The organism is Sphingobium sp. AS12 (genome assembly GCF_019097845.1).
GTDB lineage: Bacteria > Pseudomonadota > Alphaproteobacteria > Sphingomonadales > Sphingomonadaceae > Sphingobium.
The window spans coordinates 116,099-129,930 of record NZ_JAHRGM010000046.1 but is presented as its reverse complement, the minus strand read 5'-3'; the positions used below and the strand labels follow the sequence as shown (position 1 = coordinate 129,930).

Below are 13,832 nucleotides of genomic sequence, written 5' to 3'. Positions count from 1 at the left end.
GGATTATGGATATTCGCGCTATGCTTGCGGGATGGGCCGAAAGCGCACTCGCCAGGGCGCAGACCGCAGAGCTGGCAACGGCAACGGACTTGGCGGGCGAAGCGCTCGCGATCCTGAACGGATTTCGGTTCACCGCCGAACAGGTCGATGACGCGCACATCCTCCTCGGGATCGTGCGCGAGGAGTTCGAGAGGAATCCGCTGCTTGAGGTCGCATTCCTGGCTGAATATGCGGCCGACGAGAGGCTGGAGCCCATTGAGCACGCCGCAGCCGCGTTGCACGCGCGCGCAGGCGCGCTCGCAGCCTGGAGCGCGCAACATGACCGGCCGGAGCGTTATCATGTTCGGGCCATTTTCGATGCCGCCGCGCGCTGCGAACTGATCGAAACCAGCGGCCGCCTCGTGTTCAACCACGATCGATTTACGGGGCTGATCCCGATCCCCGACGACGACGATGACTAGGCGCCAGGATCGTGCCCCCTGCCCTACCCGCTCAATGCCGATCTCAAAACGGTAGTTGGCGCTGGGCCCCCAGAGGCGGTGTCAACATCGCCAATTCCCGGCTGAAAAGCCGCCGGGTGACGGGCGCCAGCGTATAGACGGCCTGCCGCTGCGCGCCGCGGTTATGATGATCGACACGATAGCCCTGATAGTGCCGGCGCAGCAGGCCCGCCCGAACCAGGTCGGAGACCGCCCGGCTGAGATTTGACTTCCCCGCTGCCCGCACCCGGTCGCGCACTTCGTCGTCGATGGCCCGGGTGGCATCTTCGCTTGACGCGGGAAGCGTTCCGGCACGCTCGAACGCCGACCGGACGCGCTCGCACAAGGCGATCCGGCGCGGATCCCGGTGGCCCATCGGAACCAGTGCATCGCAGAGCCAATCCCGCAGCAAGACGCTCCGGCCGTCCTGTTTGACCCATGGGCCGGCGCTGCCATCGGGCCGCGCGACTTCCGCGATCAGGTTGAGCACCATGAACGCATAGCGGGGCCGCGAGGAACTGTGTGCGATCATCGCCATCAACCCCCGCATGTCGAGGGGTGCGACCCCGTGGTCGACAAGGTTTGGGGCATGCAACATAGCGGAACGAATCAAGCACATCCGTTCCGAAAAGGGAATCCCTTAGTTGAAGATTTTGCGGCGATTCGAGCAGTTTGTCACCTATGACACTTTACCGGACGCTCGCGCGATAAAGTGTCACGAACTCGCCCGGTCACCACGCATATTGTCGTTGTTGGGAGATGACCGGCCCCTCCGTTTCGATAGCAATTTACTGCCAAAACCCCAGGACCAAGACACACTCCTCGCCAGTACGCAATGATGGAACCAGTACACAATGATGGCGCAATGACATCCGACCCGTGCCCCCGCTCTGCCAGTCGCCGCCGATCGGTAAAGTGTCACTACCGACAATCTACACAATATCTGCGTGGCCCGCGTCGACCTGAACCGATTGGCGATCTATCAACTCTGGCCGCAGTCCTGCGGCCGGACTGACAAGATCAGCTCCATCCGTTCCGACGCCCCTCGCCGCGATCCCGCAGCCGCCGACCATCGAGAGCAGATTCCCGGATTTCCAGCTCGATCCTTTCGCCTTTCTGGCGAGTGCGAACATCGCTGGGATCGATCCCATTGCGCTCCGCGAAGTCCCGCGCATCGCGCTCGCTTCCGAAGCTGCCCGAACCCCTAAATTCTCATCCCATCGTCACCTCCATAGCCGCGCGGACCCTGCCCACTGCAACGTCACTCACAAATCAAGCCCGAGGGTTCGCTCCGGCAGCGGCAACGGCGGCGCGGGCGCCTTCTCCTTGTCAGTCGGCTCCGGCGCCTTGAGGCTGCCCGGGTCCGACACCATCGGCTTGATCTTGATGTACGGGAGCGGTTCGTCGGCCGGCCACTCGCCGCCGTCGGGTGGGCGATCGAGCTCCGGCGGCAACACCGGCGCGGGTGTCGTTACGCCGGTGTTGCTTACGGGATTGCTGGACCAACCGTCGAACCGCACTTCCCCGGTCGTTTCGAGCGACGACGTCTTGTCGCCCGGATTGCGCGCGATCTGACGCGCGAGCTTCTCACGATCATCGACCACCAGCTGCAGGTCAAATTGCACGCGGGTCACCACGACATTGAACAGGCGTTGGTTCGACAGATTGAACTCGTACGAGGACATCACCGCGATCGCCTTCTCGATCGTAATCCCCTGAGCCATATGCATGTTGAGGCTGTAAGCGAGATCGATCCTGCTCAACATCGGATCGCCGATCGGAAGCGTGACCTGCTTCTTGTTCGCCGTCTCGACCTGGACCGCGGTGCCGTCGACGGAAATGATCCGGGCGAGCGCGCTGTTGACAAGCGCGCGGTCAGGGTCGGTCGCAGTCCAGCGAATACGGTCTCCGGCATGGATCTCGACCTGCTTCTTTTCGGCCAGACCAAGCCGATCCTCGTCCAGGCGAGGCGGGATCTGCTTCGGATCGAAGCGATGCTTTCGCGCTCCGGCCGATACCTCGACCTTCCCATTCGCGAAGACCCTGGTCACCTCGTAGAGACCGCGACCAAGGCCGATGGCGGGCACCGACAGCGCGACATCCAAGGTCAGGCCGGGCCGGTAGTTGTGCGCGTAACGCAGTTCCTCGCGCGTCAGGTTCACGCGCTCGAGCACGGTGAGGTTGAGGCTCGTTCCGCCGATCGTTCCTTCGGACTTGAGACCATCCTGGACCAGCCGATTGAGTTCGGCACGCGCTTCGCGCCCCGATGCAAACAGCGCGGTACGCTCGCGCTCTTCGGCGGGAAGCTCGAGCCACATTGCGGCCGCGCGCCCCACATGGTCCTTGTCTTCGATCACTTTGTCGCCGAGCACTTCCATCGCGCGGGCCGCTTGTCCGCGATTGGCGAGTGCCGCGACGATTTTCAGCTGCCCGGTTTTCTGGCGAAGATTGCCGACCATCCGCGCGATCGTCGCGCCGGCTGCCTGAACAAGGGCGAACGACTTGCCGGCATCGATCGAGGAAATCTGCTTGCGATCGCCGACCAGTACGAGCTTGTCGACCCCGAGAAGATTCGCGAGCTGATGGAGGCGTACCATCTGGTTGTTGGATACCATCGATCCCTCATCAAGGAAGAGCAGCTTGCCCTTCATCGCTGCCTGCGCGGCGTCGAACGCATCGCCCCGGGGCTGGCGCAGGTGGCGCCCATGTTCGACCAGGAAGGAGGCGACGGTCCGCGCTTCAATGCCGGCGTCAGCTCCCAGATCCTGGACGATCCTGGTCTGGAAGGCGAGGCCAAGCACAGTCCGCCCCTCTGCCTCGGCGACGCGCGCGACCGCGTTCAACATTGTCGATTTGCCGGCACCGGCGCCGCCCTGGATCGTCACCATCCGATCCTCGCTCGACAGCATGAGGGTGGCGGCCGCGATCTGTTCGGCTTTGAGGGGCTTCAGCGCCACCGCCTGCAGCCGCGCTGGCGCATCGGCGGCGGGAATGATCGCCTGGCTCGCCCCGCGGCCCAACTCCATCTCGGCGATAATCCGGCGCTCGGTGGCAAGTGCCTCGGCGGTCGTCACCGCGACGATCGTGCCGTCATGCCGTGCGACACCGGGGATCAACGCGCCTCGCTCCGTTAGCTGATCGATCCGCTGTTCCACCGCATCGATGCCGACGCCCTTCAATCCGAGATCGAGCGCGGTCTTCGACAGTTGGTGTCGGTCGAACGCGGCCTCCCGCTGCGAGAGGATCCGAACTGCGGAAGCAACCGCATATTGCGCGCGCGCGGTGGCGGGCGATGTGATGAGACGGGCAAGGCCGCGATCAACAAGAGGATCGTCGGGGCGCAAGAATTCGCCGACCTTGGCAATCGCGCCGCTGATCGCCCCGGACACCGCTTCATAGCCGCGTGCCATGACACCCCGCTCGCGGTGTGCACCGGCGCGCTGGAGGGCCTCGGTGAGAAGCGCCTGTCCCGTGAACCCGAGGGCCTTGGCCTTATCTTTCCATTCTTCCCGCAGCGCCCCACGATCGGTGACCTCGAGCTTGGGGTCGCGGGTATTGATCGTGACGGCGTTGCGGCCTTCGGGCGTGCGGATTCCCAGTTCGGCCACCTTGGCAAGGATGGTGGCGCGGCGCTGGCTGAACGCCTCGATCACGTCCCTGGCGACGCCGGCGATTTCAAACATGCCATGTTTGCCGACCGTCTCGATCCGGTAGCCGAGCTGCTCGATACGGTCGCGCAGATTGGCGCGATAGATCGAGCCAATGACGGTGTTGTGCTTCCAGATGGCGCCATTGTGCAGGGCCTGCCAGATGCCGTCGGGCATGCGGGTGAGGTTCATGATCACGGCGTGGATGTGGCCCTGGGGATCGAGCGCGCGGCTCGTGTCATGGGCGAAGAGGGCATAGATAAGATTGCCGGTCCTGATCGGGACCTTGCGCCCTTCGACATCCTTGCGGCCTTCGGCGAGATTCTTCTCGACCCAGCGCATCGTGTCGCGAACGGCGGCCATGTTGGCGTCGAGGATCCGGCGGTCCCCGCCCACATAGGCCATCACCGACAGGGATTTCGGCATGGAGAAGGTAAGGTCCATGCCGGGCTGCCGGTTTTCGACCTGGCCGACCTTCTCGCCGTCGGGCAGTTCCCCGTTCAGCAGCTTCTCGAAGACATCCTTCTCAACTTCGCCGGAAAGGTCGAGCGCCTCGGCCCCCTCCCCGCCCCACGCGCTGGCCTCGGCCGAACCCTCGGACGTATAATAGTCGTCCTTCGTGAAATATTCGGCGCTCCCTGCGGCCGACCGGATCGGGCTCATCGACAGCACGGGTCACAACCCCAGATCGAGGTCGTCACGGTCAGGAGCGGACGGCGTGGAGAAGTTCTCGCGCAACTCGCGGAGCGTCTGATCCTCGACCTGGGCGGCACGATCGCCTGGCCGGGGCGCGCCCTTGTCTCCGCGATCGCGCAGCGGATCGGCGCCCCGCTCTCCCGTGCGCTCGGGCGGTCGCGGCCGTTCCGCGCCGGGGTTCGCAGCCGGATGCTGCTCAGCCCCTTGGGACCGATCGGCGCCCCGGCGTTCCGCTTCCGACCTCCCTTCCTCATCCGGGTCTGTGAGCAGGATCCGCGCAGCCAGTTCCCTGGCGACGTTGACCGGTTCGGCCGTTGCCTCATCCATCTGAATCGCGCCGTCCCTACCCCCCGCTTCGCCTTGGTTCGCGAATGTCTCTTCGCCGCGGCGTGAGCTTACCGGCGCGATATTGGGACGCAGGATGAACCCCTCCGCCACGGCCGGATAATCACGCCACTGGAGCTCGATCCTGGCAGCTGGGAAGCCGTCCGGAAACTTCACATAGCCGGTCATCGACGGCAGGTTCGTGATGTCGTCGGGAAGGACGAGCGGCTCTACCTGCTTGCGCGGCGTCAGCGTCGAGGCGTCACGGGTGTTGTTGTAGCCGTAGCTATAGGCCTCATCCATCTGACGGACCTCGCGGTTGCCGATATATTGCGAGCATTCTTCCGCGGTTTTGAACTCACTGGTGGCGAGGATCAGTTTGGTTCGGGCAAGCGAGGCAAGGTTGCGGGCGCCCTCCTCGCCATATACCTCGACCAGCTTCTGAAAACTGTGGAGCCCAAGGATCATCGCACCCCCGAAGTTGCGGGCCGTCTGAAGGCCCTTCTCGATGGCTGGCAGACGGTGGAGAGCGCCGACCTCGTCGAACATGAACCAGGTGCGAAGCGAGCGCGTGCGCGAAAGCGTCATGAGGCTGGTGATGGCCAGGTTCATCCATAGCGTCAGGAGCGGCCTGTTCATCTCGAGATCGTCATAGTCGGACGTGACGAACAGGATCGCGCCGGGGCGAGGGTCGGCTGCGGTGATCCAGCTGCGGATCGAGAAGGGCGGACCCTGGTCAGGCAGGAACCGGAGCACCTGCGCATTGGTGTTGAAGACCGCACGGATCGACTCCGCCATGCGCGCGGCTTCGGGCGCGGTCAGGGGGTCGGCGATGGTATTGGCGAGGAAGCGATGCACGCGCTTGAGATCCGCGGTCATCAGGTTCTCGGACAGCGCAAGATTGCTGGTCTGCCCGCGCTCCTGAAGACGGATGCACATCTCGATGAACAGGGTGCGCGCGGCGAGCGCCCAGAACGGTTCGGAAGAGCCGCCGTCGGAGGGTATAAGCGCAGCGGCGGCGGAGGTGAAGTTGCTGTAGCTCGAGCAGTCGTTGAAGATCGACCAGGCCGGGCAGCGCGCGTCCATCGCATTGAGAATGGTGTCTCGTTCGGGATCGTAGAACGCCTCGACATAGGCGCCGGTCAGGTCGAAGATGACGGCCCGATCCTGACGCTCGCGCATTTGCCGCACGAGGTTTCTGAGCTCGGTTGTCTTGCCCGATCCGGTGGTGCCTATGAGCATCGTATGGGACTGCTCAAGGCGATGCGGATAGGGGATGCCGGCGAGGCTATAGGGGTGGTGGATGCCCCCCGATTTGCGCGCTGTAAAAGGAAGGGCGAGCACCTGGCGCGGGGCCAGTGCCGGGAAGAGATCGCGCGCCTCGGCCTCGAACCGGGCGCGATTATGCTCGATCACTTCCTCATGCAAGAGGTCGCGATCGACGAGCATCGCGCCGCGCTCATGGCGTTCCTGAAGGATCGATTTGCCTCGCCTGCGGGAAAGATCGACGAACCAGATGCTCAAGGGGATCGCGGCGAAGCTCGCGACCAGCAGGGCACCGAGCAATCCCCTCAACGCCTTGGCCCACGCCGCTTCGACATGGGGGACAGTTTGGACCATCGCCATGACGGTGCGGCGGACGCTGCCGTCCGGCAGCCTGAGGTTGACGATCTTCATCGGACCGAGGTCCATCCAGTCCCAGAGAAGCGAGTAGAGCTTCATCACTATGAGCTGGATTTCGTGCTCATCGAGCATGATGGCGAGGATCAGCGAATAGGCAACAAGGAGAACGAATGCCCAGACGATGAAGGGGAGCTTGGCGCCCGCCAGGAACATCAGGACTTCATGCGTGAGGAGCTGGGATCCGCGGGTGAAGTTCCCGGAATTGCGCTGTACCTTGCCGCGAGCGGAATGGTGCGTCAGCGGTATCGGCCGGCCGTCGCTGCGGATGTCGGACCGGGTGTCACGCCGCGCCATGATAGCGCTCCACGCGACGGGGCGTTTCTTCGACCAGGCGATCGCGATATTCGGGATACTGCTCCCGGATGATCACGTCGATCGCCATCTGCATATATTCGGCGATGTGAGCCAGGCGCCGCTGGCTCGAGCCGATCTGCTCGGCGGCTTCCGCATAGGTCCGAAGCGCCAAGCGCATTGCAGCGGCGCGCGTGATGCCTTCCTCGGCCGCGATGCGGTCGAAGCGCCCGGTCAGCTCCGGCTCTAGGCGGAGCGAGGTTTGAACGAAGGTCGGTCGCATATCAGCCCCTTGCGATTGGGGCTGATGGGGTCTCAGGAACGGTGCCATCCTAGCGTTTTCGGCCGTCCGCGGCAATCGGATTGCATCCCGGAACGCGCATCCCAATGCATCCCGCATAAATGGCGCAAATCCGCCGATCCTGCCTCGACCTGACCGTGCATCCCGTTGGGATGCACCGGGCGCTCCCGCTAAGCGCTTGCAAAGCAAGCCAAAACTCGTGCACCTTGGTGCATAAGGTGTACCAAAGCTGCTCAGTCGGCGGGTGGTGCATGATGGGTGCCCGTTCCGGGCTGGTGGGGGAGCGTTGCCGCCTCCGGCGGGGCGCTGTGCGGGCCGTTGGCCCGGTGCGAAGCGGTCGCGCTGGGCGCGCCGCGTTGCGCCGATGCGGTGGGGCGCTATGCTGCCGGTCGGCAAACGGGAATGGTCGATGCAAGAAGGAGTCGAACATGCCCAAAAAGGGACCGAGCAATTCGCAAGCGCTGGCGCGTCTGGCAAGTGAACGCGCGAAGCTGGAGGAGCGGGAAAGGGAGGTTACGCGGCGCGTGGGCGAGGAGCTGGGCGCGGTAATCGTCGCGGCTGGTCTGGCCGACATGACGCGCGCGGAGTTCGCGCCGATCGCGCAGCGGATCGCGGCGCTTGGGGCAGCGGAAGCGGCGCGGCGGCTCGCCTGATCGCTGCGGCCCCCGCAAAAAAAGGGCCGAGCGGCGCAAGCCGCTCGGCCCCTTCATTTCAACACGCTCGATCCTGGGCGCGACGGCGCGGGCAAGCGCGATGCGAGCGCCGCCAACGGCGGCGCTCGCTGCCGATCAAGGGAAGTCCGGGAGGGCTTCCCTGCCTCTCGCGATAAATTGCGCTTGAAACTCCTTTGAGGCGCGGCGCTGTCCGTCGCGGTCGTCCCATTCGCGCGTTTTCCAGTATCCTTTGAGAACGACGGTCACGCCCTTGCGAAGGGAACGCGCCAGCACCTCGCGGACCTCCGGCTTGTGCGGAGGCAGCCAATAGCTTGCGGTATAGTCTCCCTCACCTCCGTAGCAACGCAGCGTTGCCACGTCGTCGCCGCTTCGCGTCGAGCGCCATTCGACATCTTCGGTGAGCTGCGCGATGACTGTCTTTTTCGACCATTCGGCACGGCGGGCGGCGTCGGCCTCGATCTCGGCTTTCTGCCGTTCGGCTTCGCGCTCGGCGGCGCGCGCGGCGCGTTCTTCGGGGGTTTCATTGGCGAGGCGTTTGAAGTCGATCATGTCAGTAGTCTCCTTGGCCGGAGGGAGCGGCCAGCGTTAGCTGGCCGCTCTGCGGTGCGGGCCTATCAGGCCCAACGGCGGGGTTCGTCGGGGACGATAAGGGGTTCGCGGTCGCGGTCGGTGAAGTGCCGCCCTTCTTCGCGAAGTTCGGACACTTTGAGGGGGCCGCGTCCGCCGTTCTGCTCACGCTGGCGCATGATGTGGAGGGGCACGCCCTTCCTGCGGAGTTTCTGGGACAGGTCCACCTGAATATGCGAGTTCTCGCCAATGAGGGCTTCGGCAAGGTCGAGACGTTCCCAACGCTCGTTGCGGTAGTAGCCTGCGCGCCGCCCCATGCTCTTGTTGAGCCGCCAAAGGACAACGTCAACGCCCCTCTCCGCCGCCCATTTGCTGGCGATCTGCTCGAAGCCGGAAATCTTCGCGCCGGTCTTTAGAACCATGTTGGGATAGCGCGCCTTGATGTCGTCAAGCCGCTGATAGAGCATATCCTCATCTTCCCAAGGTCCGCCCGAAACGAGGATGTGAACCCCCTTGGGGTTGTGGGCGAAATGCTGCTCGGCTTCGCGGGCTTTGAGCCAGTCGATAGCCTCGATCTGCGATGCGGAAAGGGGGCCGTTGGTGCGGCTGCCGCGCGTGGTATTGAAGGGTCGTCCGGTTTCGACGCGATAGACTTCGCCCGCATGACTGCCCATCGTTTGGATGGCCGCGCGCGCTTCTGCGAGCGACTGGCAAAGCTGCTGCTTTTCCTCGACCTGCGATTGATAGACTTCGCTCGGATCGAAGGCGCGGGCAAGCTCGCCAAGCTCCTGTGCGGCGCGATCTTCGGCGCGGTCGATGCGCCCCGCGACGACATGGAAGGAATTGACGAAACCCCATGCGAGCGATTGGGCGTATTCCTCCAGCCGCGTATCATAGGTGAGGCGGAAGATGGCGGCGATAATATCCTCGACGCATCCTTGCGCCAGTTCCGGGTCGGGCATTTCCGCTTCGGTCGGTTCCGACGCGATGGAAAGGCGGGACTCGATGATGGTTTCCGTGAAGCTCGGCGCGAAGTTCTCGGCGCTGGTGAGCGAGTCATAGACTTCTTTGAAGTCGGTAAAGCTGCTAAAGCTCTGTGGTTTCGTTCGTGCCATGGGTTCTACTCCGAATGTCTGGCAGGGACGGAAAGGGGCGGGGCGCTTCCATCGCCCCGCCCCAAACCTGTTAAGCTACGGCTGCCGGTTCCTCCGTGCTGGACTTGCCCGGCTTGCCACGCCCCTTGGCGGGGTCGGCGATCCCGCCAAGCTCGGCGGGCGCATCGGCCGGAATGGGCGGGAGGCCATTGGTCGGCGCAGTGCTTTCGCCAAGGCCATCGCTGGCGGGTTCGCTCCGGTCGCTGTCGTCCATATTGGCGCTGCCAACGGGCGCGCGGCGGGCGTTCGGCTCGTCAACCGCGACATTGAAACTACCATCATCCTGCCGGAACAGTTTGATATAGTAACGCTTGCCGCCCGTGTTCGGCGGGGTGATCGAGCCTTGATAGAAGACCGTCCCGTTTTCTTTGCCGACCTGCTCGAACAGGGCACCGAGCCGCGCCCAATCGCGGGCAGGATTGAGGCCCATCACTTCGCAGACCGGCGAGCGTTCCTTGGTGCGCTGGACCGCCGCCAGATAGACGGAGACGGAAAAGTCAGGGTGAATGAGCCGCCCGATGTGGACGCCCTGTTCATTGCGCTTCAAGTTACCGATATTAGCCATGGTTCATACTCCGATTGTCCGGCGCTTCCATCGCCGGGGTTTGGTGCCGTCCGGGGCGCTTCCCCTTCCGGCATCCCCCTTATACAAGTGCCCCGAAATACGGTCTATCTCATTGTTTTCTTGACAGATTTTCATCGTGCATGGTGAACCTGAGCCTGAACCGGGAGCGCCAGCGACCCACAAAAAAACGCATTGCGAAGCAATTCCCAATTGATCGCCCGAAGACGAAGCGGGGCGTGTCGATCATCGCGCCCGGAGCCACCTTCGCCTGGGGCGCAAGTGTCGGGTGTGGGCCGGGAGCACAAGGGACGTCGCGCTGCGGCCTTTAGCGAAGGTTGAAAAAAATGGGCCTGACGACACCTTTGGGACAAGAAATCCCGTCGTCAGGCCCATTTTTTTCTACCGTAGCTTGGCCGGAGGCAGCCCTTGTGCTCCCGGCCCACACCCGATACGCCGCGACACTGGCGAGGGTGGCGCAGCGTGCGATGATCGACTTGGTCGGAGGGCGATGCGGACCGCGGCGTCCCGACGCGGTCCGCCTCAACGAACGACGCGCGGTCCCCTGGGGACCGCCTGCATGATCGAAGGCCTCTGGCCTTCGCACGTCAGTCGATCGTCACCCGAAGGGCGGAAACTCGCATCGCGAGGTTCCGTGGAGCTTGGTGCGTGCGGCCGCGTAGCGGTCGTGGGCGCCTAGCGAAATAGAGCGCGGTCCCGAAGGGAGACGCCAAGACCTCCCTTTTCTGCATCAGCAGGCCCGAAGTCTATGGCACTACGGAACGCTGCGGTGCTTCCTTTCACTCGTCGCTGAATTTGCGCCAGCGCCGAAGGATGGCGATAATTTGCGCCTCTCCGACGAAGGCATCGGGATAGATGCCGCTCGGATATTGGCCGAGGAACGCAAACACTGTCGCCATATCGGCTGCGATGGCACGGTCGAGCCCAAACAGGTCGGCAATGTCGAAACCACCCCAGTCCATGCCGTTGTGCCAGGCGAGAAGGAAGTTGGCGACCCGACCGGCCTGCCCGGTGTCGCTCTGGGCGAGATCGAACAGGCGGTCTACCGCAGCGCGGATTTCAGGACGGATCATTGGGGCGACGCTCATGGCTATGGGAAGGTCGGCGAAGTCATCGGTCGAGTCAATCGGATGCTCGGGCGGCGCGCGGACGATCCGGAAGGGCGGAATCGGCTTGTTGGCCGCTGTCAGAAACTTAGACACTGTGTCCAGACCGCCGTGCCGCTCGATTTCAGCTTGGGTGAAGGCGACCTCGTTCCGGTCGGTCGCAAGGAAATGAAGCGGCGCGCCCTCCCCGTCATAAACGACGCGCTCGGCATCCCATTCCGTGGGAAATGCTTCGCATCAGCGTGCGAACGGGAGCGTGTGCGCAACGCAGAATGACTCGATGGCATCGAACCGGCCGCCCGGGACTTCGCGAGCGAAGAGGTCGAGGGGCTGGCCGGCACGCATGGCTTCCTCGCTGAAATGCTCGCCGTCCCAATCGAGACGGGCGCGGTCGCTGGCGACGGCGGTTTCAAACGCCGACAGCACCGCGGCGGGCAGTTGGCCTCCGATCCGGATGGTGGCCGATGCGCTGGATATCATGTGAGGCTCCTTGATATTGGCGGAGAATGAAGCGTGCAAACGGTGCGAAGCCGGGCGCGTCAGGAAGTCGCGTCGACAGCGAATGTCATGTCGCCGGAGGTGGCGGTGAGTTCGAGACGGCGGCCCGCCGGGATCATCCAGAGCAGCTCGTCGCGAATTGTTGTTCGAAGGCGCTCGATCAAGGCCGCTTCCTCACCCAGCAGGAGTCTCGCGGCGACATGTCGGGCCTCCGAGATGAAACCCTCGTAGGCGCAGTCCCAGCCGTCTTCGTCGCCGCGATAGGAGAAGCAGCATGCTTCGAGGAGGGAAACAAGCGCGTCCGGCGCGATGCCGGCGTCCTCGCGCACGAAGATCATCGCCTCTTCGGGATAATTGTCCTCCTGGCAGTGCACCAACATGTCGAGCGGGAAGCTGTGGACGACAAGGGCGTCTGCGGCTTCGTCCGGACAGTCGATGGTGACGTTCATCGTGATCGTCGACACGCGCCCCGATTTCCAGTCGTGCGGATCGAAACCGTCGGCATCGAAGCGACGCGATACGCCATTGCGAACGATGTCGAACACGACGTCGGCGACGCGCGGGAGGGTATCATACCAACGATAGCCTTCGAACGCGGGCAACGGGCGCACGGGACGGAAGCCGAGGGCGCTGCCCGCTCGCAGAACCTGCGCGGCCGCCCGTTCGATGTCGCAAGGGAATCCGTCGATGATCCCCATGGGTGTGTTGGAGACTGGCTCGCCGCGTATCGGGCTTTCGCGCTCGGCGGAGCGCGCGACCCACGCGTAGAGCCAGGACGTGGCCTCCGGCAGATCGATGCCGATCTCCTTAGCCCGGTGCCAATGCCTGAACGGCAAGCGATGCTCGCTCTCCTGAGCGATCGCCCGGTAGAGTGTGCCTTCGACGGCTGCCCGCAATTCCTTCAGCGCGGAATTCTCCACCATCTCCTTGCGCGCGGGCAGCACCAGCTGGAGGTTGGGTGCGTCGATGATGTCGACCCGCGCGGTCCAGTGGTGGCCGGGATGGTCAACCTCGCGCACATCGGGGAGCGTGCATCGGACCGAGACGCCGTGGAAATTCACGGTGGTGTAGCGCGACGTAGAGCGGTCGCCCCGGTAGATGCCGATGCGGCAACCGTTCCAGATCTCGACATGGTCAGCTTCGGCGAGGAAATCCTCCGATGCCATGATCTGACCGCGGAAGCGAACCGGCAGCGGAAAATAGCGCGTTGCCCGCGTGACCGCGCCGAGCAGCTGGTTCTGCCAGTCGTCGTCCAGCTCGATGGCGAATTCGGTGCCGTAGGCGATCGCATCATCCTCGACGGGGAGCGGGATGCCGCCCTCCCATGCATCGGCAGGGATTGCGACGCGCCAGCCCCGACTGTTGCCGCGCGCGCAGGAGCGGACGGCGACATTCTGGCCGGCCAGGCTGAACACGCCCATGCCGGCCGGATCCTCGCGGGCCATGATGGCGCTGTTCCAGCCGGAGTCACCGAGCGCGAGCAGGGATGCCGGATCGGCGATGCCGACGCCGTCGTCGCGGATGGAGAGCACATAGGTTCCGCCGCGACTGGCGGTGTCGACGATAATCTGCGTCGCTCCGGCGCGGCGCGCGTTCTGGAACAGTTCGTTGAGGACGTCGGTGACGGTGCCGTTGAACAGGCGCGTGACCTTGCCGATCAGGGCTTGGCTGATCGAGGGCTGTATGGAGGCTGGGAGGGTCATGTGCGATCTCCGGACGGACGGCGGACCATTCCACTGTCCCGCAAATGCCCTCCCCCTCCCCTATTCGGCATCACGGCCGTCGATGCCGTAGCCCGCCGTGAGGCGGGCTGGACGTTATGTGGATCG

The 13,832-nt window shown here is 64.1% G+C and carries 12 protein-coding genes and 1 pseudogene; 2 read left to right on the top strand and 11 right to left on the bottom strand.

Annotated features, from left to right (window positions below; genetic code table 11):
- The first annotated feature begins 5 nt into the window (after positions 1 to 5).
- Positions 6 to 461 carry a hypothetical protein gene (locus tag KRZ98_RS17020; RefSeq protein WP_217674625.1) on the top strand — a complete coding sequence of 152 codons (456 nt, stop codon included), beginning with the start codon at positions 6 to 8 and terminating at the stop codon, positions 459 to 461.
- A 43-nt stretch (positions 462 to 504) separates the two neighbouring features.
- Here the strand turns inward: KRZ98_RS17020 and KRZ98_RS17015 are convergent, their stop codons facing one another.
- From KRZ98_RS17015 to KRZ98_RS17000, 5 genes and pseudogenes are all read right to left on the bottom strand, one after another.
- Positions 505 to 1,017: a hypothetical protein gene (locus KRZ98_RS17015; RefSeq protein ID WP_254798590.1), complete on the bottom strand. Its 513-nt coding sequence runs from the start codon at positions 1,015 to 1,017 to the stop codon at positions 505 to 507.
- Positions 1,018 to 1,499: 482 nt separating this feature from the next.
- Positions 1,500 to 1,700 (bottom strand): annotated as a pseudogene (locus KRZ98_RS24225) (hypothetical protein).
- Between the two features lie 44 nt (positions 1,701 to 1,744).
- Positions 1,745 to 4,798, bottom strand: a complete 3,054-nt coding sequence (gene mobF / locus KRZ98_RS17010) for a MobF family relaxase (protein ID WP_217674624.1) — start codon at positions 4,796 to 4,798, stop codon at positions 1,745 to 1,747.
- A gap of 3 nt (positions 4,799 to 4,801) precedes the next feature.
- Positions 4,802 to 7,123 (bottom strand): type IV secretion system DNA-binding domain-containing protein, encoded by a 2,322-nt coding sequence (locus tag KRZ98_RS17005; RefSeq protein ID WP_217674623.1) that lies wholly within the window; start codon positions 7,121 to 7,123, stop codon positions 4,802 to 4,804.
- The gene (locus KRZ98_RS17000; protein ID WP_217674622.1) at positions 7,110 to 7,403 is read right to left on the bottom strand and encodes a ribbon-helix-helix protein, CopG family; all 294 of its coding nucleotides are present in this window, start codon (positions 7,401 to 7,403) and stop codon (positions 7,110 to 7,112) included. Before KRZ98_RS17000 ends, KRZ98_RS17005 begins: the two co-directional genes overlap by 14 nt.
- 446 nt (positions 7,404 to 7,849) lie before the next feature.
- On the opposite strand from KRZ98_RS17000, the gene KRZ98_RS16995 reads away from it, so the two are divergent.
- Positions 7,850 to 8,074, top strand: a complete 225-nt coding sequence (locus tag KRZ98_RS16995; protein ID WP_217674621.1) for a DUF6437 family protein — start codon at positions 7,850 to 7,852, stop codon at positions 8,072 to 8,074.
- Positions 8,075 to 8,209: 135 nt separating this feature from the next.
- Here the strand turns inward: KRZ98_RS16995 and KRZ98_RS16990 are convergent, their stop codons facing one another.
- The 6 genes from KRZ98_RS16990 to KRZ98_RS16965 form a co-directional block, all read right to left on the bottom strand.
- Positions 8,210 to 8,644, bottom strand: coding sequence for a single-stranded DNA-binding protein (locus KRZ98_RS16990; RefSeq protein ID WP_217674620.1), 435 nt, complete (start codon positions 8,642 to 8,644; stop codon positions 8,210 to 8,212).
- Between the two features lie 65 nt (positions 8,645 to 8,709).
- Entirely contained in the window at positions 8,710 to 9,777 is a 1,068-nt protein-coding gene (locus tag KRZ98_RS16985) for a DUF2493 domain-containing protein (RefSeq protein WP_217674619.1), read from the bottom strand.
- A gap of 70 nt (positions 9,778 to 9,847) precedes the next feature.
- Positions 9,848 to 10,381 carry a DUF736 family protein gene (locus KRZ98_RS16980; RefSeq protein WP_217674618.1) on the bottom strand — a complete coding sequence of 178 codons (534 nt, stop codon included), beginning with the start codon at positions 10,379 to 10,381 and terminating at the stop codon, positions 9,848 to 9,850.
- Positions 10,382 to 11,178: 797 nt separating this feature from the next.
- Entirely contained in the window at positions 11,179 to 11,601 is a 423-nt protein-coding gene (locus KRZ98_RS16975) for a hypothetical protein (protein ID WP_368389843.1), read from the bottom strand.
- A 141-nt stretch (positions 11,602 to 11,742) separates the two neighbouring features.
- The gene (locus KRZ98_RS16970; RefSeq protein WP_217674617.1) at positions 11,743 to 11,985 is read right to left on the bottom strand and encodes a hypothetical protein; all 243 of its coding nucleotides are present in this window, start codon (positions 11,983 to 11,985) and stop codon (positions 11,743 to 11,745) included.
- A gap of 59 nt (positions 11,986 to 12,044) precedes the next feature.
- On the bottom strand, positions 12,045 to 13,706 hold the full coding sequence (locus KRZ98_RS16965) for an ATP-binding protein (RefSeq protein ID WP_217674616.1): 1,662 nt from the start codon (positions 13,704 to 13,706) through the stop codon (positions 12,045 to 12,047).
- Positions 13,707 to 13,832 lie beyond the last annotated feature (126 nt).

Coding starts and splice junctions, on each gene's coding strand:
- KRZ98_RS17020 (WP_217674625.1), top strand. CDS start 6: ATGGATATTCGCGCTATGCTTGCGGGATGGGCCGAAAGCGCACTCGCC.
- KRZ98_RS17015 (WP_254798590.1), bottom strand. CDS start 1,017: ATGGCGATGATCGCACACAGTTCCTCGCGGCCCCGCTATGCGTTCATG.
- KRZ98_RS17005 (WP_217674623.1), bottom strand. CDS start 7,123: ATGGCGCGGCGTGACACCCGGTCCGACATCCGCAGCGACGGCCGGCCG.
- KRZ98_RS17000 (WP_217674622.1), bottom strand. CDS start 7,403: ATGCGACCGACCTTCGTTCAAACCTCGCTCCGCCTAGAGCCGGAGCTG.
- KRZ98_RS16995 (WP_217674621.1), top strand. CDS start 7,850: ATGCCCAAAAAGGGACCGAGCAATTCGCAAGCGCTGGCGCGTCTGGCA.
- KRZ98_RS16990 (WP_217674620.1), bottom strand. CDS start 8,644: ATGATCGACTTCAAACGCCTCGCCAATGAAACCCCCGAAGAACGCGCC.
- KRZ98_RS16985 (WP_217674619.1), bottom strand. CDS start 9,777: ATGGCACGAACGAAACCACAGAGCTTTAGCAGCTTTACCGACTTCAAA.
- KRZ98_RS16980 (WP_217674618.1), bottom strand. CDS start 10,381: ATGGCTAATATCGGTAACTTGAAGCGCAATGAACAGGGCGTCCACATC.
- KRZ98_RS16970 (WP_217674617.1), bottom strand. CDS start 11,985: ATGATATCCAGCGCATCGGCCACCATCCGGATCGGAGGCCAACTGCCC.
- KRZ98_RS16965 (WP_217674616.1), bottom strand. CDS start 13,706: ATGACCCTCCCAGCCTCCATACAGCCCTCGATCAGCCAAGCCCTGATC.